This is a genomic window from Actinoallomurus acaciae (assembly GCF_042429965.1).
Classification (GTDB): domain Bacteria; phylum Actinomycetota; class Actinomycetes; order Streptosporangiales; family Streptosporangiaceae; genus Actinoallomurus; species Actinoallomurus acaciae.
The window spans coordinates 1-21,369 of sequence record NZ_JBHLZP010000092.1 but is presented as its reverse complement, the minus strand read 5'-3'; the positions used below and the strand labels follow the sequence as shown (position 1 = coordinate 21,369).

Below are 21,369 nucleotides of genomic sequence, written 5' to 3'. Positions count from 1 at the left end.
TGCTCGGCGGCCTGCTCGCGGCGGGCGCGACGGCCGGCATCGGCGCGGTCGGCGTCCGTGCGGTCGGCGTACCGCTCGCGGTGCCGTGGACACCGCTGCTCCTGCTGGTCCCGGGAGCCTTCCTGGTGACCGGTGTGACCAGTGTGTGGAGCACGTTGTCGGCCACGCGGCGGCGGCCGGTGACCGCGCGGGAGTGAGCCTTCCCGGCCCGGGGTGGTCAGGCCAGGAGTTCGGCGAACCGGCCGGGGTCGAGGTAACTGCGGGTCAGCAGGATCCGGCCGTCGCGGACGCGCAGGATGAGGAGTTGCGAGAGGCGGAATCCGGCTCCGGTGGAGACGACGGTGCCGACGACCTCGTACTCGGCGATGATCACCTCGGGGTCGGTGGTGTCCCACACCTGGACGTTCTCAAAGCCCTGGTACTTCACCGGCGACCGGCCGCCCTGGGCGTCCATCAGCCGGCGAAGGGCCTCTTGTCCCTCGACGCGGGCCGGGGCGCCGGCCGGGGCGAACGGGATCTCGTGCACCGCGTCCTCCGCGTACAGGTCCACGGCTCCCGCCTCGTCGGCGACGGTGAGCTCGTGCAGCCGCGCGAGAACCTCGCGGGGAGTGGCAGCGGTCGAAGATGACATGCGTAATCTCCTGATCGAAGGTCGGTGAACGTCGCGCGGACCGCGCGCCGGAAATATCCGGGGTGGTTACCCCGGATCTGGAAATATACGGGGTCCCTACCCCGCTTGTCTATGGAAGGGCGTCATGGCCGCGGACGACATCAGTGAGCACGCCCGGGAACGGACGAGGCCGATGCGGGCGGATGCCCGGCGCAACCGCGAGAGGCTCCTCGAGGTCGCGCGGGAGTGCTTCGCGACGGAGGGCGTGTCCGTACCGGTCGATGAGATCGCCCGCCGCGCCGGGCTGGGTGCCGGCACCATGCACCGACACTTCCCGACCAAGGAGTCGCTGTTCGAGGCCATTGTGCTCGACCGGATCGCCCAGCTGGTGGACGAGGCGCGCGCCCTAGCCGAGGCCGAGGACCCGGGCGAGGCGTTCTTCGGGTTCTGCCGCGGCATGGTCGAACGCGGCACGGAGAGCCGGGGGCTGGCCGAGATCCTGGCCGGAGCCGGCGTCGACGCGAAGGCCAGGATCGCAGCCGAGACCGGCCGACTGGACCGGGCGTTGGAACGCCTGGTGGAGCGTGCCCGCGAAAGCGGCCAGGTCCGCGCCGACATCGGCGTCAATGACGTACGCGCTCTGCTGAACAGCATCCACACCGCCGTGGAACACGAACACGGCGACCGGCAGATGGCCCTGCGCATGATGACCGTCATCTGCGACGGCCTGCGCGCGGATCGGCCCTAGCTACGCCCCTGCCGGTCGATGATGACGGGCAGGGCCCGCGCGAGGGAGGCCAGGCTCTTGCCCTCCTCGCCGCTCAGCACGCGGTGGGCGGTGGAGAAGGGGAACGCCTTCACCCCGGAGACCTCGACGGCGAGGCTGCCTTCGTGGTCGATCCACGTGCCGCCGTACTCCTGGACCAGGACCCGGCCGGTGTAGGCGCCGGCGAGTTGCCACCACAGGCGGAGCCGGTCCTCGGCGAGCGGCCCGTCGGCCAGCAGGGCCCAGCACACCTCGTCCAGTTCGGCGAGGGAGGCGAGCGAACCATCGAGGCGGCGGTCATGGTCGGTGGCGACCAGCCGGGCGCACTCGGCGGCGAGGTGGTCCAGCATCTCGATGTCGGGGGCGGTCATGCCGTGATGATCGCAAGCTCTGGCCCCGGCGTGCCAGCCGTTATCTCCCCGCCGGACACGCGCGGAACCGACCGGGCGTACCGGATGGCGGCCTTGATCTAACGTCGCTGCCCCGCGTCTTCTGTGGATCTCGGCCGGGCTGACGATCGGAGCGCTGACCGCTCCGCTGCTCACCGAGTCCAGTGCCGGTCTCGTCGGCAGCGCGGGGACGGCGTCGTTGACCTGGTCCACGATCGGTCTGGTGACCGCCGTGGCACTCGGCGTCGCGGTGGTGGCGACCGCCGTTCCGGCCGTGCGCGCGGCCCGCTCCAGCACCGTCAGCGCGCTGGCCGACGCGGCACGCCCACCCCGCCGCACCGGTTGGCTGATCACTCTCTCAGCGCGACTGCCCGTCCCGTTTCTGCTCGCCCTGCGGGTCGCCGCCCGCCGGCCGCGACGGGTGGTACTCGGTGTGGTCAGCATCGCGGTCACGGTCAGCGGAATCGACGTCCTGCTGGTGCTCAACGCCTTCCTCGGCGACCAGCCGGGCACGGGCGCGTATACCGAGACTCAGGTGGTGGTGCTGCGGCACGTGCTCCTCGTCTGGACGGTCGTCCTGCTCTCCTTGGCGGCGGTCAACGCCATCGTCATCACCTGGGCGACGGTGCTCGACAACCGGCACGCGTCGGCGCTGGCACGCGCCCTCGGCGCGACCCCCCAGGAGACGACCGTCGCCCTGGCGGCCGCGCAGGTGCTGCCCGCGCTCGTCGGTGCCACCCTGGGCGTCTTCCCGGGAGGCCTCCTGCTGTTCGCCGCCATCAACACGATCACCGGCGGCGACAGCGACAGAGCCACGCTTCCCGCGCCCTGGCAGCTGATCGCCCTGGTACTGGCAACCGTGTTCGTGGTGGCGGTGCTCACCTTCATTCCCGCCCGCCTCGGGGGCCGCCGTCCGGTGACCGAGACTCTCTGAGCCGCGCTCGCATGATCTCGAGGGTCTGCCGGACCGGCATCGCTGAGAGCGAACGACCCCCGGGAAATAGATCAGGGCTCTCCTTTCTTGAGTGTGAGTGACTCAAGCTTTGGAGGCCTGATGAGCAAGACCGTCACCCTGCCGGTGCTGCCCCTCGACGACGAGGTCGTGCTGCCCGCGATGGTCGTGCCGTTGTCTCTCACGGACGATGAGGTACGAGGCGCCATCGAGACGGCGCGCACCACCGTGCCAGGGACGCTTTCGGACAACAAGGATGACAAGCCGCAGGTGCTCATCGTGCCTCGGCTGAACGGGAAATATGCGGCCGTCGGCACCCTGGCGGTCATCGAGCAGATCGGCCGGCTGCCGGGCGGTGACCCGGGGGCCGTCGTACGCGGCGTGGCGCGGGTGCGCATCGGCACCGGCACCTCCGGCCCGGGCAAGGCGCTGTGGGTCGAGGGCACCGTGGCCGAGGACACCGGCCTCGGCGCGCGGGCCGCGGAACTGGCCAAGGAGTACCAGGCCCTGGTCGTCGGCGTGCTGGAGAAGCGCGGCGCCTGGCAGGTCATCGACATGGTCCAGCAGATCGAGGACCCGTCGGTGATGGCCGACCGTTCCGGCTACGCGTCCTACCTCGACGCCGAGCAGAAGGTGCGGATCCTCGAGACCACCGACGTGACCGAGCGGCTGGAACTGGCGATCGGCTGGACCCGCGAGCACCTGGCCGAGCTGGACGTCGCCGAGACGATCCGCAAGGACGTCGAGGAGGGTGTGGAGAAGCAGCAGAAGGAGTTCCTGCTCCGCCAGCAGCTCGCCGCCATCCGCAAGGAGCTGGGCGAGCTCAGCGGCGACCCCTCCAGCGAGGAGGAGGACTACCGCGCTCGCGTGGAGGCCGCGGACCTGCCGGAGAAGGTGCGCGAGGCCGCGCTGAAGGAGGTCGACAAGCTCGAGCGGACCGCCGAGCAGTCGCCCGAGGTCGGCTGGATCCGCACCTGGCTCGACACCGTCCTCGACATCCCGTGGAACGAGCGGACCGAGGACGCGTACGACATCGCCGGCGCCAGGACGGTCCTCGACGAGGACCACACCGGGCTCGACGACGTCAAGGAGCGCATCGTCGAGTACCTCGCCGTGCGCAAGCGGCGTGAGGAGCGCGGTCTCGGCGTGATCGGCGGACGGCGTTCCGGCGCGGTGCTGGCCCTGGTCGGCCCGCCGGGTGTGGGCAAGACGTCCCTGGGCGAGTCGGTCGCGCGGGCGATGGGGCGCGAGTTCGTCCGCGTCGCGCTCGGCGGCGTACGCGACGAGGCGGAGATCCGCGGCCACCGGCGCACGTACGTCGGGGCGCTGCCGGGCCGGATCGTGCGCGCGATCCGCGAGGCGGGCTCGATGAACCCGGTCGTCCTCCTCGACGAGATCGACAAGGTCGGCGCCGACTACCGCGGCGACCCGACCGCCGCGCTGCTGGAGGTGCTGGACCCGGCGCAGAACCACACGTTCCGCGACCACTACCTCGAGGTGGAGCTCGACCTGTCCGACGTGGTCTTCCTGGCCACCGCAAACGCCCTGGAGACGATCCCGGGCCCGCTGCTGGACCGCACGGAGCTGGTCTCGCTCGACGGCTACACCGAGGACGAGAAGGTCACCATCGCCCGCGACCACCTGCTGCCGCGTCAGCTCGACAAGGCCGGCCTGACCGCCGAGGAGGTCACGATCGGCGAGGACGCGCTACGGATGCTGGCGGGGGAGTACACCCGTGAGGCGGGCGTACGGAGCCTGGAGCGGGCGATCGCGCGGGTGCTCCGCAAGGTGGCGGCGAACGCCGCGCTGGAGGCCGCGGATCCCGCCGACCCCGACCGGCCTCCGGTCCTGCCGGCGTCGGTGGGCGCGGACGACCTGCGCGACTACCTCGGGCGGCCCCGGTTCACCCCGGAGACCTCGCTCAAGGAGGAGGAGCGCCGTACGGCGGTGCCCGGCGTGGCCACCGGCCTCGCGGTCACCGGGGCGGGCGGCGACGTGCTCTACATCGAGGCGTCGCTGGCCGACGAGGAGACCGGCGAGACCGGCGTGACGCTGACCGGCCAGCTCGGCGACGTCATGAAGGAGTCGGCCCGGATCGCCCTGTCGTACCTGCGCTCGCGCGGCGCGGAGATGGAGCTGCCGGTCGGCGACCTGAAGAACCGCGGCGTGCACGTCCACGTGCCCGCCGGGGCCGTGCCCAAGGACGGGCCGAGCGCCGGCGTCACGATGACGACCGCACTCGCGTCGCTGCTGTCCGGCCGCCTCGTACGCTCCGACGTGGCGATGACCGGCGAGGTCTCGCTGACCGGGCGCGTCCTGCCCATCGGCGGGGTCAAGCAGAAGCTGCTCGCCGCGCACCGGGCGGGGATCACCACGGTCCTCATCCCCAAGCGCAACGGGCCCGACCTGGACGACGTGCCGGCGGAGGTGCTGGAGCAGCTGACCGTCCACCTGGCCTCGGACGTCCGCGAGGTGCTCGACTGGGCGCTGGAACCGGCGACGACCGGGCAGACGGTGGCCGCCTGACATCTCCCTGAACGGCCTGATGGCCGCTGGAAGGGCGGTCCCGCGGAGGCGGGACCGCCTTTTCCGCTTACGCGGTGCTTAGGGGTTTCTGCGCGACAATCGGGTTCGCTAGGCCCACTGAATCGTGAACAGAGGAAAGTGAGATGGCGGAACACGACGAGCACGATCCCCGCGAGAGCGCCACACCGGCCGGGGAGCCGTCGGCCCCACGGCCCGAACCGCCCGCCGAACCCGCCGGCGGCGGGCAGGCACCGCCTCCGCCGGCCGCACCGGCGCCGGGAGCACCGCCGCCTCAGGGCGGCGCGCAGACGGAGTTCCTCGAGTCCGGCCGCACGCCCCCGCCGTACGCGGAGGGCCCACCGAACGGACCGAGCCGCTGGCGCCGATGGTCCTCCAACGGCTCCGTACGGGCCGGCGCGCTGACCCTGGTGGCCGGACTGATCGGCGGCCTGGTCGGCGGCGGCATCGTGGCCGCGTTCAACCACGACCACGGCCCGGACCGACCGTCCCAGGTCCGACGCTTCGGCCCGGGAGAGATGGGCCGCGGCTTCGGCCCCGGCATGCGCGGCTGGGCACCGCCGAACGGCGGCTGGGGACAGAACCACCGCATGCCCCAGCCGAACCAGCCGGGCACACCGGCCCCGGCCCCCTCACCGACGTCGAGCGGCTGACCTCAGGCCGATCGGTCCGGGTCCGTTTCCGCCTGGGGTCGGCCCGGCCCCGCGTGACCGGGCGAAGCCGGACGAGGGTTGGAGGCCGAGCCACGGCGTGCCCGGCCGAAGCGGCCGGCTACACCGGCCGCGGTGCCTTCGCTGCGGCTGATCCTGGGCCGGTTGGTCCGGTTGCGTTTCTGCTTGGGGTCGGGTTGCGGTTTCGGCTCGGTCCCGGGCGGCTGGGCGTCGCCGGATGGTGATCCGGGCAGGGCCGGTGCGCCGTAACCGGCGCACCGGCCCCGGTGCCCTTGCGGCGGCTGGCCGCGGTCAGGACGGGGTGAGGCGGAAGACGCGCAGTTCGCGCTGGTCGGCGCGTTCGACGTAGGTGTCGTAGACCGACCAGATCCGTACGAGCCGGGGCCAGACCTCGGTGCGGGCGGCGCCCTCCAGCGCCTGTGCCGTGACCGGGATGCGGCGGCCCTGGTAGCGGACCTCGGCCTTCGCGTCGGCCAAGAGGTTCGCCGTCCACGCCGGGTGGTGGTCGCGGCCGAAGTTGCTGCCGACGACGACGAACGAGCCGTCCTCCTCGGGCAGGCAGATCAGCGGCGTCTCCCGTGGCAGGCCGGTCTTGCGGCCGGTCGTCGTGAGCACGATGCTCGGCAGCACGATCGCCGGCAGCAGGACGCGTCCGCCGGACAGACGGTGGAGTACCCGGTCCAGCGGCGGGACGACCCTGGGGCCGATCCGGGCGAACCACGGTGCGCTCGCCAGCCTCTGGGCGACCGGTGTGAGCACTCCTTGCAGGGCGCGAACGGGCATCACGATCTCCTTGTGGCGGTTGGGGCCTGTCTCAAGGCCCCGCTGTCCTACTGCGCGGCGTCCGGGTGGCGCCTCGCGTCGTCGTCGGTCGCCCCGGACGGAACGGGCCCCAGGCGCCCGGCACGGGAAGGACGCAGGTGCCCCGCGGCGGCGAGCCAGCGCAGAGTGTCGGCCACGCTCTCCTCCAACGGGCGGAGCGTGACGCCGAGAGCGTCGAGGGTGACCGTGTCGTCCGAGGGGACGAGCGTCACCATCAACTCGGCCGCGTCCCGCGTCAGCGGATACCGGAAGCCGTGCACCTTCTTCGCGGCGTCCAGCAGCGCACCGAGCGCGATCATGAGGCCGCCGGGCAGGGGGATCCGGCGGCAGCGGACGCCGGTCAGCACGTCGCACAGGTCGGCGAACTCCGGCCATCGCACGTAGTGCCCGCCCAGGATGAGCCGCCGGGCGCCCCGGCCGGGCTCGACGCAGCGTGCCAGGGCGTCCCCCAGGTCGCGTACGTCCAGGAGCGACACCCCTCCGGGCGACACCGGCCACGCGATGCCCAGCCCGGCGGCCAGGCCCGCGGGCATCGCGTCCAGGTGTGGCTGGGACGGCCCGAGCACCCCGCCCGGATAGACGATCGTGACGGGCGCGCCGTCGTCCTGCAGGCTCCGCGCGTACCGCTCGGCCTCCAGCTTGGACCGCCCGTACCCCGTACGCGGCCGGGCCAGGGGAGCGTCGGAGGTGATCACCGGGCCCGCGGGCGGGACGAACACCGCGATCGTGGAGGTGTGGATCACCGGGTCCAGGCCGCGGGCCACGGCCCCGCCGACCACGTTGCGCGTGCCGGTGACGTTGACCGAGACCAGGTCCGTACGGCGGCCCGTGACGCCGAGGGCGGCCGCGGCGTGGATCACCGAGTCGCAGCCGTCGAGCGCGCGGCCGACGGCCTCCCGGTCGAGCATGTCGCCGCCGCACATCTCGGTCTCGTCGGCGTCGACCCCGATCCCGGCGAGGACGCGGCCCGTCCGGCCGGGGTCGCGGACGAGCAGCCGGGGGCGGTGACCGGAGGCGAGGAGCGACTTCACCGCGTGCGATCCGACGTATCCCGAAGCACCGGTGACGAGTACCCGCATGGCCTTCAACGTAGTCCTCAGTGATCATCTGACGTCACATGCGGCAGCCGAGACGCCTCACATCCGTTATAGGTTTGCAACAATAGGTGTGATCTAGATCTCAATATTAGATTCCGCCCCTCAGGGGGACCGGGCGCCGTGTTCCGGGGGGAGGAGTGTCCGCATGGTGAGACGATCACCGGGCTCTGCTGGCTCGATATGCCCGTGTTTGTGCTGGTGAGGGCTGGTATCGACCTTAGTGATCGTTTTCACGTGGCCCCCCATCTGGGCGGCCAAAAGCGGAAAACATCCCGACGTACCCCCGAAGTACGAGGCTCAAACACGGTGATCGAAAAGTCGTCCGAAGCGCTGTTTCGGGTTCGCTAAATTTGTAATCCATGTCGCCAGGACATCCGAGCGCACCGCAATCCCCGACCACCACCGCCACCGAGATCTTGGAGCCTCCCAAAGTCGAAGATGGTAGCCAATTGTGGCGCATCGCCAGGGATTCAAAGACCCTCGACCTGAATTCTCCCTACAGCTATGTGCTCTGGTGCCGTGACTTCGCGGCGACCTCCGTGGTCGCCCGGTCCGGTGGTGAGGTCCGCGGCTTCGTGACCGGATTCGACCGCCCCGAGGAGCCCGGGACGCTCTTCGTGTGGCAGGTCGCGGTCGATGAGGACTGGCGTGGCCGCTCCCTGGCCGGCCGCATGCTCGGTCACCTCGCGGACCGGGGCCACCGGTACGTCGAGGCGACCGTGACCCCGGACAACATCGCCTCGGCCCGGCTCTTCACCGCCTTCGCCCGAGATCGCGGCGCCGAACTGCGTCGCACTCCGCTCCTCTCCGGGGACCTGTTCCCCGGCGACCACGAGCCGGAGGAGCTCTACCGCATCGGCCCACTGGACGTACCAGCCACGTCAGGAGACAGGTGAGACGCATGGACGTGTTCGAGTCGCTCGAGTCCGAGGTCCGCAGCTACTGCCGAGGATGGCCGGCGGTCTTCGAGAAGGCCTCCGGCAGCCGTCTGTACGACGAGGACGGCAACGCTTTCCTTGATTTCTTCGCCGGAGCGGGGACCCTCAACTACGGCCATAATCATCCGCTGCTGAAAGAGAAGCTCCTCGCCTATCTGGCGGATGACAATGTCGTGCACAGCCTCGATATGCACACCGTCGCGAAACGGCGTTTCCTCGAAACGCTCCACGACGTCGTGCTGGCACCTCGCGATCTCAACTACAAGGTCCAGTTCCCCGGCCCGGCGGGCACGACCGCGGTCGAGGCGGCGCTGAAGCTCGCCCGCAAGTACACCGGCCGGGAGACGGTCGTCAGCTTCACCAACGCCTTCCACGGCATGTCGCTCGGCGCGCTCGCCGTCACCGGCAACGGCATGAAGCGGGGCGGCGCCGGGATCCCGCTGGGCCACTCCGTGCCCATGCCGTTCGACAACTATCTCGACGGCCAGACGCCGGACTTCCTGCTGTTCGAGCGGCTCCTGGAGGACAGTGGCAGCGGCCTGGACGCCCCGGCCGCGGTCATCGTGGAGACGGTCCAGGGTGAGGGCGGGCTGAACGCCGCCACGCCCGAATGGCTCCGCGGCCTCGCCGACGTGTGCCGGCGTCACGACATGCTGCTCATCGTCGACGACGTCCAGATGGGCTGTGGGCGCACCGGGCCGTTCTTCAGCTTCGAGCAGGCCGGCATCGTGCCCGACATCGTCTGCCTGTCCAAGTCGCTGAGCGGCTACGGCCTGCCGTTCGCCGTGACGCTGTTCAAGCCGGAGCTCGACGTATGGGAGCCCGGTGAGCACAACGGAACGTTCCGTGGGCCGAACCCGGCGTTCGTCACCGCCACGGCCGCGCTGGAGCTCTGGGACGGCGAGGGGCTGGAGAAGGAGACCCTCGCCAAGGGCGAGCAGGTCGAGCAGGGGCTCGGCCGGATCGCCGCGGCCCACCCCGAGGCGATCAGCGGGCTCCGTGGACGCGGCCTCGCCCAGGGGCTGGCCTTCACCGAGGCCGCGGCGGCCACGAAGGTGTGCGCCCAGGCGTTCGACCGCCGCCTGCTGATGGAGACCTCGGGGCCGGAGAGCGAGGTCGTCAAGCTGCTGCCGCCCCTCACGACCACCCCCGACGAGCTCGACGAAGGGCTCGGCATCATCGCGGCCTCAGTGGACGCGGTGCTCGCCTGACCAGGAAGACAAGGCACAAGGAAGGGAGAACCCATTGATCGTCCGCTCGCTGAAGGAGATCAGCGGTACCGAGCGCGACGTGGAGGCACCCACCTGGCGGAGCCGGCGCTTCGTGCTGGCGAGCGAGAAGGTCGGCTTCTCGATGCACGACACGGTGCTGTACGCCGGCACCGAGACCCACATGTGGTACGCCAACCACATCGAGGGGGTCTACGTCATCGAGGGTGAGGGCGAGCTCGTCAACGAGGACACCGGAGACAAACACCGCCTCGAGCCCGGCACGCTCTATCTTCTCGACGGCCACGAGCATCACACCGTACGCGCACACACCGACCTGAGGACCGTCTGCGTCTTCAACCCACCGTGCACCGGACGGGAGGTACACGACGAGAACGGCGTCTACCCGTTGATCACCGAGGAGGCCTGACATGATCGAGCACCCGAACCCCGGCCCGAACGACCTCTACCCCACCCGTAAGGCCGGCGAGCCCGCCCTGCTCTACCGCACCGATCCCGTGGTGTACGGCGGCCCGGACGACGGACCCATCGACCCCGAGACCCTCGCGTCCTTCGACGAGAAGGGTTTCCTGACGGTCGAGGAGCTGCTCGCCCCCGAAGAGATCGAGCGCTACCGCACCGAGCTGCGCCGGCTGTCCGAGGACGAGGCCGTGCTGCGCGACGAGCGGACCGTCACCGAGCGCGGCTCCGACGAGATCCGGTCCATCTTCGAGGTGCACAAGGTCAGCGAGGTGTTCGCCGAGCTGGTGACCGACCCGCGCGTGGTCGGCCGGGCCCGTCAGATCCTGGGCTCCGACGTGTACGTGCACCAGAGCCGCGTCAACTACAAGCCCGGGTTCAAGGGCAAGGACTTCTACTGGCACTCGGACTTCGAGACCTGGCACGCCGAAGACGGAATGCCTCGTATGCGCGCTGTAAGCATTTCCATCGCGCTCACCGAGAATTTCGTCCACAATGGTGGCTTGATGATCATGCCGGGATCGCATCGGACATTCGTCTCATGTGTGGGCGAAACCCCTGACGATCACTACAAAGAGTCGCTGCGTGGTCAGGAGATCGGCACTCCGGACCCCGACAGCATCTCCATCCTGGCCAACAAACACGGCATCGATCTGTTCACCGGGCCCGCGGGTTCGGCGACAATGTTCGACTGCAATTGCATGCACGGCTCGAACGGCAACATCACGCCGTTCCCGCGGTCGAACGTCTTCATCGTCTTCAACAGTGTCGAGAACACCTGTGAGGAGCCTTTCGCCGCACCATCACATCGTCCCGAGTTCATCGCCGCCCGGGACTTCACCCCGGTAGGCGACAGATAAGCCCCCCCGAGCCGTCGGCGGTGGCCACTCCGGAGTTCCGGGGTGGCCACCGTCGGGCTCTCGGACCTTGGAGATCCCCCATGACCTCATCACGACGAGACTTCCTCCGTTCCGCGGCCGTGCTGGCGGGCGCCGTTCCTCTCGCGGCGGCCTGCTCGACCACCGACCCGGCCAAGGAACGCTCCGGTGGCGGCACCCTGGAGCGCGCCAAACAGCAGGGTTACATCCAGGTGGGCTTCGCCAACGAGTCGCCGTACGACTACACGGACAAGAGCGGCAAGCTGACCGGTGAGGCGCCGGAACTGGCTCGGGTGATCTTCAAGGAACTCGGCATCAACGACGTGCGGGGAGTCCAGGTCGACTTCGGCGGGCTCATCGGCGGCCTGCAGGCGCGCCGGTTCGACACCATCGCCGCGGGCATGTCCATCACCCCCGAGCGGTGTGCCCAGGTCGCCTTCGCCGACCCGGACTTCGTCGGGACGACGGCGTTCATGGTGCCCAAGGGAAACCCGAAGGGCATCAAGCGCTTCGAGGACGCCGCCAAGCAGAACATCAAGCTCGGCGTTCTCACCGGCGCGGTCGAGGAGGGCTACGCCGCCAAGCTCGGCGTGAAGAAGGGCAACATCAAGACCTTCGCCGACCAGCCCAGCGCGTACGAGGGCCTCAAGGCCGGGCGCATCGCCGCGATCGCGCTCACCCGCATCTCGCTCGCCGACACGCTGTCCAAGCACCCCGGCGCCCCGTACGAGATCACCGACGCGTTCGTGCCGGTGATCGACGGCAAGGAGCAGATCGGCGGCGGAGGCTTCGCGTTCCGCAAGGCGGACACGGACCTGATCAGCGCCTTCAACGGCAAGCTGGCCGAGCTGAAGCAGAGCAACCGCCTCCTGCCGATCATCAAGCCGTTCGGGTTCAGCCAGGCCGAGTTGCCGGGCAGCCACACCGCCGCTGAGCTCTGCAAGGGCTGATCCGCGGTGTCTGACGTCCTCAGCAGTTACCCGCTGCTGCTCCGGGGCGCGTGGGTCACCATCCAGCTCACCGTGTACGGAAGCGTGCTCGCGCTCGTGCTCGCCTTCGTCTTCGGGCTCACGGGCGGCGCGAGGTCGGCGTGGGTACGTGCGGCCGGCCGGGTCTACGTGGAGTTCTTCCGCGGCACCGCGACGCTCGTGCTCATGTACTGGCTCTTCTACGCGCTGCCCCTGATCGGGTTCAGGTTCGCACCGATGTTCGCGGCCGTCCTCGCGCTCGGCCTCAACGTCGGCGCGTACGGCGCCGAGGTCGTGCGCGGAGCGGTGAAGGCGGTGCCGAAGGCGCAGGTCGAGGCCACGATCGCACTGAACATGCGGCCGTGGCAGCGCCTGCGCCGGGTCCTGCTGCCGCAGGCGGTCGCGCTGATGCTGCCGCCGTTCGGCAACCTGCTGATCGAGCTGATGAAGGGCAGTGCCGTCGTCTCGCTGATCTCCATCACCGACTTGATGCTCCGGGCGCAGCAGATCCGCCAGTCCACCGGCCAGACCACCGCGGTCTTCCTGGTGATCCTGGTGATGTACTTCGTGATCGCGCAGGTGCTCCAGCTCCTCGTGCGTTACCTGGAACGCCGCGCCGACATCATGCTCGGGCGGCGGCCGGGACGCGCGGCACGCTCGGAGCTGGGCACCCTGGGAGCAACGGCGGGGGCGACGAAGTGATCTGGGACTGGCATTACGCCGGGAAGATTCTCCCGGACCTGCTGCGCGGGCTGGTCGTCACGGTCGAGGCGACACTGCTCGGCTACGCCGTCGCGCTCGTGCTCGGCCTGGTCTGGGCCATGCTGCGCCGCTCGCCCAGCCGGATCGTGAACCAGGTGGTCCGCTGGGTGGTGGAGTTCATCCGCAGCACGCCGTTGCTGGTGCAGCTGTTCTTCCTGTTCTTCGCGCTACCCTCGCTCGGCCTGACGTTCAGCGCGCTGGTCACCGGCGTGATCGGCCTCGGTGTGCACTACTCCTCCTACACCTCGGAGGTGTACCGGGCCGGCATCGCGGACGTGCCCCCCGGCCAGTGGGAGGCCACGACCGCCCTCAACCTGCCGCGCCGGCGGGTCTGGTTCGGCGTCGTCCTCCCGCAGGCCGTGCGCAAGGTCATCCCGACGCTGGGCAACTACCTCATCGCGATGTTCAAGGACTCGCCGCTGCTGCTGGCGATCACCGTGCCCGAGATGCTGCACAGCGCGTACGAGGCGGGCGCCAAATCGCTGCGCTTCCTGGAGCCGATGACGATCGTGGGCCTGCTGTTCGTCATCGTCAGCGTTCTGTCCTCTCTCCTCCTGCGACGCCTGGAGTTCCGTTATGGCAACAACTGATCCCGCCGCCGAGGACCTGCCACCGCGGGAGCACGCCGACGGCATCCGGTTCGACGGCGTCGTGAAGCGCTTCGGCGACAACGTGGTCCTGCGCGAGCTGGACTTCGCCGTCGCCCCCGGTGAGCGCGTCACTCTCATCGGTCCGAGCGGTTCGGGCAAGACGACGATCCTGCGGCTGCTGATGACGCTGGAGAAGGTGAACGACGGCGTCATCTGGGTCAACGGCCACCCGCTGTCGCACATGAGACGGGGCGAGCGCCTCGTGCCCGCGGACGAGAAGCATCTGCACAAGGTCCGCGGCGACATCGGGATGGTGTTCCAGCAGTTCAACCTGTTCCCGAACATGTCGGTCCTGCGCAACGTCACCGAGGCGCCGGTGCACGTCCTCAAGTTGTCCCGCGACGAGGCGAACGAGCGGGCCCGCGGCCTGCTGGACCTGGTCGGCCTGGGCGACAAGGCCGACGCCCATCCCGCTCAGCTGTCCGGCGGCCAGCAGCAGCGCGTCGCGATCGCCCGTGCCCTCGCGATGCAGCCGAAGATCCTGCTGCTGGACGAGGTCACCTCGGCGCTCGACCCCGAGCTCGTGGCGGGCGTGCTCGACGTGCTGCGCGACATCGCGACCGAGACCGACATCACGATGCTCTGCGTGACCCACGAGATGGGCTTCGCCCGTGACGTGTCCAACCGCGTGCTGATGTTCGACCAGGGACAGATCGTCGAGGAGGGCTCGCCGGAGAAGATCTTCAGCGAGCCGGAGAACCAGCGCACGCAGGACTTCCTGCACGCCGTCCTCGACCAGCACTGACCGGCAGACGAAGGACCGCCGGGAGCCCCTGGCTCCCGGCGGTCTCTCACGGTCTCTCAGGTTGAGCCGCTCCCCAGGAGGCGGAGGGCCAGCCGCGCCGACCGGTGGTCGGCGATGCGGGCGAGCGTGGTGTCGCCCAGGGTGATCCGGCAGAACAGGCGCCATCCCCACGGGGTGCGGGTCAGCAGCCGGTGCATCATCCGCGGGCGGCGTTCGAAGGCCGTCAGGAACAGGTTCCCGGCCCGCATCTCGCGCGCCAGCGACGACTCGATCTCCGCCGCGTACGCCTCCTGCGGGTCGGAGAGCTCTCCGCGCGCCGCCCGCGCCGCGGTCCGGCCGGCCATGCTCCCCGACCGGACGGCGAAGGAGATGCCCTCACGGGTCCAGGGTTCGAGCAGGCCGGCGGCGTCGCCGCAGAGCAGGACCCGTCCCCGGCCCAGGGGGGACTCAGGGGTACGGCAGCGCGTCAGATGGCCGGACTCGTGCAGGACCTCCTGCTCCCGCAGCCCCTGCTCGTCCAGGAACGCCTTGAGGTAGGCGCGCGTCCGGTCGGGCGTGCCCCGGCGGGCGATGACCCCGACCGTGAGGCGATCGCCCTTGGGGAAGACCCACGCGTACGATCCGGGGATCGGCCCCCAGTCGATGTGGATCCGCCCCTGCCACGCGTCGCCCACGCCCGCCGCGTCGAGCTCGACCTCCAGACCGAGGTCGACCTGGCCGAGCTCCACGCCGACGTGCCGGGCCGTACGACTGGCGCTGCCGTCCGCGCCGACGACGTAGCGTGCGCGCACCGGCCCCTCGCTCGTGGCCAGCTCCACCACGCCGTCCGCCTCGGCGATCGAGGAGACCGTCACCCCGTGCCGTACCGCGGCGCCCTCGGCGACGGCTCTCTTCAGGAGGGCGTGGTCGAAGTCGGTGCGGTCGGTGAGCGACAGGACGCGCGTGGGCGAATCGCGGTGCCGGACGTCCTTCCCGCGGTCGCTGAAGGTCGCCGCGACGATCTCCTGCCGTATCGGGACGTCCAGGCCGGCGGGCAGCGAGTCGAGCGTGACGCCGATGAGCCCCCCGCCGCAGGTCTTGTAGCGGGGGAACGACGCGCGGTCGAGGACCAGGGCGTTCGCACCGGCTTCGGCCGCCGCGAGGGCCGCGCTGCTGCCGGCCGGCCCGGCGCCGACGATGACGACGTCGTACGGCTCTGATGTCTCGATGCCCCCGGCCACGCCCGTCACCCTATCGAGCACGCGAGGACCGCCCGTACGCGTTCAGCCACCGTCGGCGCCGACCGCCGGCCACGCGGACGCGATCCGTGGGTGCGGGACGGGCCCGGCGTCAGACCCCGGTCAGGGAGATCAGGTCCCATGACGTGCCGGCGTGGGCGACGGTGCAGGTGTACGGCGCCGGCGGGTGCCCGGCGACGAGGGCCGTCCCGGTGACGACGTGCCGGACCGATGACGGGTCGCGGACCTTCTCCCCGGAGAAGCGTACGTCCGTGCCGGGCACGCGGCCTCTGACGAAGCGTTCGCAGACGAGCTTCGCCTCGCCGTCGTGGTCCTGCCCGGACGTGAGGATCGTGATGAAACCCGCGGCGACGAAGACGGCGACGAGGCAGGCCACGAGCCAGGGCCGCCGCCGCTCGCCGGGAGGCTCCGGGAACTGTTCCACCGGATCGTCGCCGATATCGGGCACGTGGTCACCACCGCGAGAAATCGGACCGGCGGGCGCACCGGCCAGGCACGAGACTAGGGCGTGTTGCGAAGCCCCGCCGTCCGGGATGCTTCGCGGTTCGGGATGCTTCGCGGTCCGGGACACTCCCCGCCCCTTCGGTTTTAGGGGGCGTTGCAACACCGGTTGATCAACTGGTTGGTGTCAGGAGTTTAGTGAGGTGCTCGGCTGGGGTTTCCCAGCCGAGGGTTTTGCGTGGTCTGGAGTTGAGTTCGGCGGCGAGGGCGTTCAGGTGTTGGCGGATGTGGACCGATAGGTCGGTGCCTTTGGGGAAGTACTGGCGGAGCAGGCCGTTGGTGTTTTCGTTGCTGCCGTGCTGCCAGGGTGAGTGCGGGTCGCAGAAGTAGACGGGCATGTCAGCCGTCGTCGCGAACTCCTGGTGCAGGCCCATCTCCGGGCCTTGGTCCCAGGTCAGGGAGCGTTTCAGCTCTTTTGGCAGGGTCTGGGCCGTTTCGGCGAGTGCGTCGCGGACGGTCTCGGCTGTGCGGTCGGCGGGCAGGTGGACGAGCAGGACGTAGTGGCTGGCGCGTTCGACGAGGGTGCCGATCTGTGAGGCCTGGTTCTTGCCGATGATCAGGTTGCCTTCTCAGTGCCCGGGCACGGCGCGGTCGGCGGCCTCGGCGGGACGTTCGCTGATCATCACCATCGGATACGCCATCCGCTGCCGGCGCTGCTGGGTTTGACGGCGGGGTCGTCTCATCGCTCGCCCTGTGCGTAGCGCTTTGGTCAGCTCGCGGCGCAGTTCTCCACGTCCTTGCACGTAAAGGGCCTGGTAGATCGTCTCGTGTGTCACGTGCATCTCCGGACGGCCGGGAAGGTCCCGGCGGAGTTGGTGCACAATCTGCTCCGGACTCCATCGTCTGCCCGAACGCTCCTGGATGTAGTCCCTCAGCTGGAGATTCCCGCCGATCTTCCCCGGCTTGGGCCGGGGCCGGCGCGCGTCGGCGCGGGCCTGAGCCGCGTGCGGCCGATAAGACCACCGGCCGTCGCGCTCGTGCGAGCGGTTGCGCCGGATCTGCCTGCTGATCGTGGACGGGCTAGGACCCAGCTCGACCGCGATACCGCGAACCGAGGCGCCTTCACGCAGGCGGTCAGCGATGTGAACGCGTTCGTCGTGACGCAGGTAACGCGAGGGACCGGTCTGCGTACTCGGCCTTCTGACCGACAGCCTGGCCTTGTTGTGGGCGGTGGCCCGCACGCCGTTACGCCACCGCTTGCCCGTCCGCCGGTTGACGCCGACAATCCGGCACGCTTCCCGACTGCTCACGCCCTGATCCATAAGCCGGAAGTATTCCTCCCGCTCACGGACCAAGGCCTTGCCCCGCGGCTTACGATCCGCACGGATCTCGAAGGCCATCGAACTCCCCGGTCAGGGATGTTGCAACGACCCCTCGAATCCGCCCCCGATGCGGGGGCGCCGACCCCACTCCCATTGTCAAGGCACCCCACACGCCAAAGGAAGACCGTACGCGCGGCTGTGGAAAAGCCGCGACCCGACCGCTTCGAGACGGGCCCTGATCGTGTCCGCGCGGCGGCGCCAGGGCTCCTCCGGCGGCCCAGTCCGGTGCGGAGGTCAGCGTTCGACCAGGGTGAGGGTGAAGGAATAGCGGCTCGCGCGGTACACGTGTGTGGCGTACTCGATGGCGCGGCCCTTGTCGTCGAAGGCCGTGCGGGTCATGGTGAGCAGTGGCACGCCGCGGCGCTCGTCCAGCAGCGTGGCCTCCGCCGTGGTCGCGGCCCGGGCGCCGATGGTCTGGTTCGCGATCCGCAGGTTGATCCCGGCCGCGCGCAGGGTCTCATACAGCCCGTGGCGTTCGAGCTGCTCGGCGGTCAGCTCGACGACGTCGACGGGCAGGTGGTTGGTCAGCAGGGCCAGCGGCTCGTTGTCGGTCAGCCGCAGCCGCCGCAGGCGGACGACGGGGGTGCCGGGCGGTACGCCGAGGTCCTTGGCGATCTCGTCGCCGGCCGGCACGGTGGCCAGCTCCAGCACCTTGGTCCGCGGGGAGCGCTGGGCGGCGGCGAGGTCGTCGTACAGGCTGGTGAGTTCGATGGGGCGTTTGACCTGCGCCTGGACGACCTGCGTGCCGACGCCGCGCTTGCGTACCAGCAGGCCCTTGTCGACCAGGTGCTGGATCGCCTGGCGGACGGTCGGCCGGGAGAGGCCGCACCGGTCGGCGAGCTCGATCTCGTTTTCCAGGCGCGAGCCGGGGGCGAGCGTGCCCGCCATGATCGCGGCCTCCAACTGCTGTGCCAGCTGGAAGTAGAGCGGGACCGGGCTGTTCCGGTCGACGGTCAGTGCTGGTCGCTGCACCTCGGGGTCCTCAGGTCGGAATGTCGAGATCTTAGCGCCGCTCTCCACAACTTAGGTATTACCTCTTAATGTCATGACAAATCGTTGACATGTGCCGAGATCCGGCAGCAGACTCGGGAACACCGAGTTAACCCGCTCGTAACTGCGGCTCGCACACGTTCTACCACGGAGGACCCTATGAGAATCGGGCTCGCCGGAGCCGGGCGCATCGGGGCCCGGCACGCCGAAACCCTGGGCGGCCTGCCAGAAGTCGAGTCGGTCCTGATCGCCGACGTCGACGCCGACCGGGCGAGGGCGCTTGCCCGCAAGCATGGGGCGCGGGCGGCGGATTCGGTCGGCGACCTGTTCTCCTCCGACCTCGACGGGATCGTCGTGGCGGCCGCGACCGACGCCCACGCGGACCTCGTCACGCGCGCGGCGGAGGCCCATATCCCGTCATTCTGTGAAAAGCCCGTCGCGCCGGACATCGTTGGAACGCTCCAAGTAATGGAGGCCGTCCGGCGGTCCGGCTGCCAGGTCCAGATGGGGTTCCAGCGCCGCTTCGACGCGGGCCACATCGCCGTGCGCGACGCGGTGGCGGCCGGGCGGCTCGGCTGGCTGCACACCGTACGGTCCTGCACCCTCGACCCGGCGCCGCCGCCGCCCGGCTACATCCCGGTCTCCGGCGGCATCTTCCGCGACTGCGCGGTCCACGACATCGACGGCGTCCGCTTCGTCACCGGCCGGGAGGTCGTCCAGGTCGTGGCCGTCGGCGCGAACAAGGGCGAGGACTACTTCGCCGAGAGCGGCGACGTGGACACCGGCGCGGCCCTGCTCACCCTGGACGACGGCACCATCGCGATCATCAGCGAGACCCGCTACAACGCGGCCGGCTACGACGTGCGGCTGGAGGCGCTGGGGGCCAAGGACAGCCTGGTCGCCGGCCTGAACGAGCACACGCCGCTCTCGACCGCGGACGGCGACCTCCTGCACGCGGGCGCGCCCTGCACCGGGTTCCTCGAACGGTTCGGCCCCGCGTACACCGCCGAGATGCGGGCGTTCCTGCGGGTCGTCGCCGGGGAGGCCGAGAGCCCCTGCCCGCCGGACGAGGCGCTGGAGGCGTTCTACGTCGCCGAGGCGTGCGAACGGTCCCGGCGGGAGACACGCGCCGTGACGATCGAGGAGGTCCGCGGATGAGGGTCGCCGGCGCACCGATCTCCTGGGGCGTGTGCGAGGTGCCGGGCTGGGGTCACCAGATGGCGCCCGGCCGCGTGCTGGCCGAGATGCGGAACGCCGGGCTCGCCGCGACGGAGTTCGGCCCGGACGGGTTCCTGCCGGCCGACCCCGCCGAGCGGTCGGCGCTGCTGAGGGAGTACGGCCTCGGCGCGGTCGGCGGGTTCGTCCCGGTCGTGCTGCACGACCGGGGCCACGACCCGCTCCCGGACGTCGAACGCGCGCTCGCGGGCTTCGGCGACGCCCGTACGCTCGTGCTGGCCGCCGCGACCGGCCTGGACGGCTACGACGAGCGCCCCGCCCTGACCGACGACGGCTGGCGGACCCTCCTGGCCAACCTCGACCGCATCGCCGACCTCGCCGCGGGCCGCGGTCTGCTGGCCACGCTGCACCCGCACGTCGGCACGGTCGTCGAGGGTCCCGCCGAGGTCGACCGCGTCCTGGCCGGGTCGAAGATCGCGCTCTGCCTCGACACCGGCCACCTGCTCATCGGCGGCACGGACCCGCTCGCGCTGGCCCGCGCCGCGTCCGGCCGGATCGCCCACGTTCATTTGAAGGACGTGGACGCCCGGCTCGCCGCCCGGGTGCGCGCCGGAGAGCTCACCTACACCGACGCCGTACGGCAGGGGGTCTACCGGCCCCTCGGCAAGGGCGACATCGACATCCCCGGAATCGTCGACGCCCTCACCGCCGCGGGCTATACCGGTTGGTATGTCATGGAGCAGGACACGATCCTGACCGCCGAGCCGCCTTCCGGCACGGGCCCGATCGACGACGTACGGACGAGCGTGGCGTTCATGGAGCGCACATGAACGAGAGAATCGAGGAGAACGGCGCCAGCGGTCACCCCCTCCGGCGGAAGAGGACTCATGGGCTTTGATCTGGTCACGATGGGGCGGGTGAGCGTCGACGTCTACCCGCTGCAGGTCGGCGTACGGCTGGAGGACGTCGAGACGTTCGGCAAGTACCTCGGCGGCAGCTCGACCAACGTGGCGGTCGCCGCCGCCCGCCACGGGTGGGACACCGCGGTGATCACACGGACCGGTGACGACCCGTTCGGGCGCTTCATCCACCGGGCGTTGCGCGGGTACGGTGTGGACGACCGCTTCGTGACGGTGGTGCGCGAGCTGCCCACACCGGTGGTGTTCTGCGAGATCTTCCCCCCGGACGACTTCCCGCTGTACTTCTACCGCTACCCCAAGGCGCCCGACATGGAGATCCGCGCGGACGAGCTCGACCTCGACGCCATCCGCGCGGCGACGATCTTCTGGGCGACGGTGACCGGCCTGTCCGACGAGCCGAGCCGCTCGGCGACGCTCACCGGCCTGGAGGCGCACGCGGGCACCACCGTGCTCGACCTGGACTACCGGCCGATGCTCTGGCCGTCGCCGGAGGAGGCGCGGCACTGGGTGGACAAGGCCCTCGACCACGTCACCGTCGTGGTCGGCAACCAGGAGGAGTGCGCCGTGGCGGTGGGCGATGACGACGCGCGCCGCGCCGCCGCCGCGCTGCGCGAGCGCGGCGTGCGGCTGGCGATCGTCAAGCAGGGCCCCAAGGGCGTCCTGGCCGCCGACGACGACGGCGTGGTCGAGGCGCCGCCGGTCCCGGTCGACGTCGTCAACGGGCTCGGCGCGGGCGACGCGT

23 protein-coding genes and 1 pseudogene are annotated in these 21,369 nt (G+C 70.4%); 16 read left to right on the top strand and 8 right to left on the bottom strand.

What is annotated here, in order from left to right:
* The coding region (locus ACFFNX_RS15120; RefSeq protein WP_378201326.1) for a hypothetical protein at positions 1-197 on the top strand (197 nt) is incomplete at its 5' end.
* 20 nt (positions 198-217) lie between these two features.
* On the opposite strand, the gene ACFFNX_RS15115 is transcribed toward ACFFNX_RS15120, so the two are convergent.
* Entirely contained in the window at positions 218-631 is a 414-nt protein-coding gene (locus ACFFNX_RS15115; RefSeq protein WP_378201323.1) for a nuclear transport factor 2 family protein, read from the bottom strand.
* Positions 632-755: 124 nt separating this feature from the next.
* On the opposite strand from ACFFNX_RS15115, the gene ACFFNX_RS15110 reads away from it, so the two are divergent.
* Positions 756-1,358 carry a TetR/AcrR family transcriptional regulator gene (locus ACFFNX_RS15110; RefSeq protein ID WP_378201320.1) on the top strand — a complete coding sequence of 201 codons (603 nt, stop codon included), beginning with the start codon at positions 756-758 and terminating at the stop codon, positions 1,356-1,358.
* Here ACFFNX_RS15110 and ACFFNX_RS15105 read toward each other — a convergent pair.
* Positions 1,355-1,747, bottom strand: coding sequence for a hypothetical protein (locus ACFFNX_RS15105; RefSeq protein ID WP_378201317.1), 393 nt, complete (start codon positions 1,745-1,747; stop codon positions 1,355-1,357). The two genes, ACFFNX_RS15110 and ACFFNX_RS15105, sit on opposite strands and share 4 nt — an antisense overlap.
* 241 nt (positions 1,748-1,988) lie before the next feature.
* Here ACFFNX_RS15105 and ACFFNX_RS15100 point away from each other — a divergent pair, with 241 nt between their 5' ends.
* The 3 genes from ACFFNX_RS15100 to ACFFNX_RS15090 all read left to right on the top strand — a co-directional run bounded on the left by ACFFNX_RS15100 (position 1,989) and on the right by ACFFNX_RS15090 (position 5,914).
* Positions 1,989-2,699: an FtsX-like permease family protein gene (locus tag ACFFNX_RS15100; protein ID WP_378201314.1), complete on the top strand. Its 711-nt coding sequence runs from the start codon at positions 1,989-1,991 to the stop codon at positions 2,697-2,699.
* Positions 2,700-2,819: 120 nt separating this feature from the next.
* Positions 2,820-5,243 (top strand): endopeptidase La, encoded by a 2,424-nt coding sequence (lon, locus tag ACFFNX_RS15095; protein WP_378201311.1) that lies wholly within the window; start codon positions 2,820-2,822, stop codon positions 5,241-5,243.
* Positions 5,244-5,386: 143 nt separating this feature from the next.
* Positions 5,387-5,914: a hypothetical protein gene (locus ACFFNX_RS15090; RefSeq protein ID WP_378201308.1), complete on the top strand. Its 528-nt coding sequence runs from the start codon at positions 5,387-5,389 to the stop codon at positions 5,912-5,914.
* A gap of 309 nt (positions 5,915-6,223) precedes the next feature.
* On the opposite strand, the gene ACFFNX_RS15085 is transcribed toward ACFFNX_RS15090, so the two are convergent.
* Entirely contained in the window at positions 6,224-6,715 is a 492-nt protein-coding gene (locus tag ACFFNX_RS15085) for a nitroreductase family deazaflavin-dependent oxidoreductase (protein ID WP_378201305.1), read from the bottom strand.
* Between the two features lie 47 nt (positions 6,716-6,762).
* Positions 6,763-7,833 (bottom strand): NAD-dependent epimerase/dehydratase family protein, encoded by a 1,071-nt coding sequence (locus tag ACFFNX_RS15080; RefSeq protein ID WP_378201302.1) that lies wholly within the window; start codon positions 7,831-7,833, stop codon positions 6,763-6,765.
* A 377-nt stretch (positions 7,834-8,210) separates the two neighbouring features.
* On the opposite strand from ACFFNX_RS15080, the gene ectA reads away from it, so the two are divergent.
* The 8 genes from ectA (at position 8,211) to ehuA (ending at position 14,480) form a co-directional block, all read left to right on the top strand.
* The gene (ectA, locus tag ACFFNX_RS15075) at positions 8,211-8,747 is read left to right on the top strand and encodes a diaminobutyrate acetyltransferase (RefSeq protein ID WP_378201300.1); all 537 of its coding nucleotides are present in this window, start codon (positions 8,211-8,213) and stop codon (positions 8,745-8,747) included.
* A 5-nt stretch (positions 8,748-8,752) separates the two neighbouring features.
* Positions 8,753-10,000: a diaminobutyrate--2-oxoglutarate transaminase gene (ectB, locus tag ACFFNX_RS15070; RefSeq protein ID WP_378201298.1), complete on the top strand. Its 1,248-nt coding sequence runs from the start codon at positions 8,753-8,755 to the stop codon at positions 9,998-10,000.
* A gap of 34 nt (positions 10,001-10,034) precedes the next feature.
* A complete protein-coding gene (locus ACFFNX_RS15065) occupies positions 10,035-10,427 on the top strand; it encodes an ectoine synthase (protein ID WP_378201296.1) in 393 nt (130 codons plus the stop codon).
* 1 nt (position 10,428) lies between these two features.
* A complete protein-coding gene (thpD, locus tag ACFFNX_RS15060) occupies positions 10,429-11,337 on the top strand; it encodes an ectoine hydroxylase (RefSeq protein WP_378201293.1) in 909 nt (302 codons plus the stop codon).
* Positions 11,338-11,417: 80 nt separating this feature from the next.
* A complete protein-coding gene (gene ehuB / locus ACFFNX_RS15055) occupies positions 11,418-12,305 on the top strand; it encodes an ectoine/hydroxyectoine ABC transporter substrate-binding protein EhuB (protein WP_378201290.1) in 888 nt (295 codons plus the stop codon).
* A 6-nt stretch (positions 12,306-12,311) separates the two neighbouring features.
* Positions 12,312-13,025: an ectoine/hydroxyectoine ABC transporter permease subunit EhuC gene (gene ehuC, locus ACFFNX_RS15050; RefSeq protein ID WP_378201287.1), complete on the top strand. Its 714-nt coding sequence runs from the start codon at positions 12,312-12,314 to the stop codon at positions 13,023-13,025.
* Positions 13,022-13,675, top strand: a complete 654-nt coding sequence (gene ehuD, locus ACFFNX_RS15045; RefSeq protein WP_378201284.1) for an ectoine/hydroxyectoine ABC transporter permease subunit EhuD — start codon at positions 13,022-13,024, stop codon at positions 13,673-13,675. The genes ehuC and ehuD overlap by 4 nt, the downstream gene beginning before the upstream one ends.
* On the top strand, positions 13,662-14,480 hold the full coding sequence (gene ehuA / locus ACFFNX_RS15040; RefSeq protein WP_378201281.1) for an ectoine/hydroxyectoine ABC transporter ATP-binding protein EhuA: 819 nt from the start codon (positions 13,662-13,664) through the stop codon (positions 14,478-14,480). Before ehuD ends, ehuA begins: the two co-directional genes overlap by 14 nt.
* Before the next feature lie 56 nt (positions 14,481-14,536).
* Here the strand turns inward: ehuA and ACFFNX_RS15035 are convergent, their stop codons facing one another.
* The 4 genes and pseudogenes from ACFFNX_RS15035 to ACFFNX_RS15020 all read right to left on the bottom strand — a co-directional run bounded on the left by ACFFNX_RS15035 (position 14,537) and on the right by ACFFNX_RS15020 (position 18,513).
* Positions 14,537-15,700 carry a geranylgeranyl reductase family protein gene (locus ACFFNX_RS15035; RefSeq protein ID WP_378201278.1) on the bottom strand — a complete coding sequence of 388 codons (1,164 nt, stop codon included), beginning with the start codon at positions 15,698-15,700 and terminating at the stop codon, positions 14,537-14,539.
* Positions 15,701-15,809: 109 nt separating this feature from the next.
* Positions 15,810-16,166 carry a hypothetical protein gene (locus ACFFNX_RS15030; protein WP_378201275.1) on the bottom strand — a complete coding sequence of 119 codons (357 nt, stop codon included), beginning with the start codon at positions 16,164-16,166 and terminating at the stop codon, positions 15,810-15,812.
* Positions 16,167-16,332: 166 nt separating this feature from the next.
* Positions 16,333-17,559 (bottom strand): annotated as a pseudogene (locus ACFFNX_RS15025) (IS30 family transposase).
* A gap of 216 nt (positions 17,560-17,775) precedes the next feature.
* Complete coding sequence (locus ACFFNX_RS15020) at positions 17,776-18,513, bottom strand: GntR family transcriptional regulator (RefSeq protein WP_378201272.1); 738 nt, start codon at positions 18,511-18,513, stop codon at positions 17,776-17,778.
* 177 nt (positions 18,514-18,690) lie between these two features.
* Here ACFFNX_RS15020 and ACFFNX_RS15015 point away from each other — a divergent pair, with 177 nt between their 5' ends.
* The 3 genes from ACFFNX_RS15015 to iolC form a co-directional block, all read left to right on the top strand.
* Positions 18,691-19,689: a Gfo/Idh/MocA family protein gene (locus tag ACFFNX_RS15015; protein ID WP_378201269.1), complete on the top strand. Its 999-nt coding sequence runs from the start codon at positions 18,691-18,693 to the stop codon at positions 19,687-19,689.
* Positions 19,686-20,537 (top strand): TIM barrel protein, encoded by an 852-nt coding sequence (locus ACFFNX_RS15010; RefSeq protein WP_378201266.1) that lies wholly within the window; start codon positions 19,686-19,688, stop codon positions 20,535-20,537. Before ACFFNX_RS15015 ends, ACFFNX_RS15010 begins: the two co-directional genes overlap by 4 nt.
* A 57-nt stretch (positions 20,538-20,594) precedes the next feature.
* Positions 20,595-21,369, top strand: a 775-nt coding sequence (gene iolC / locus ACFFNX_RS15005; RefSeq protein WP_378201263.1) for a 5-dehydro-2-deoxygluconokinase, incomplete at its 3' end; no start/stop codon positions are given.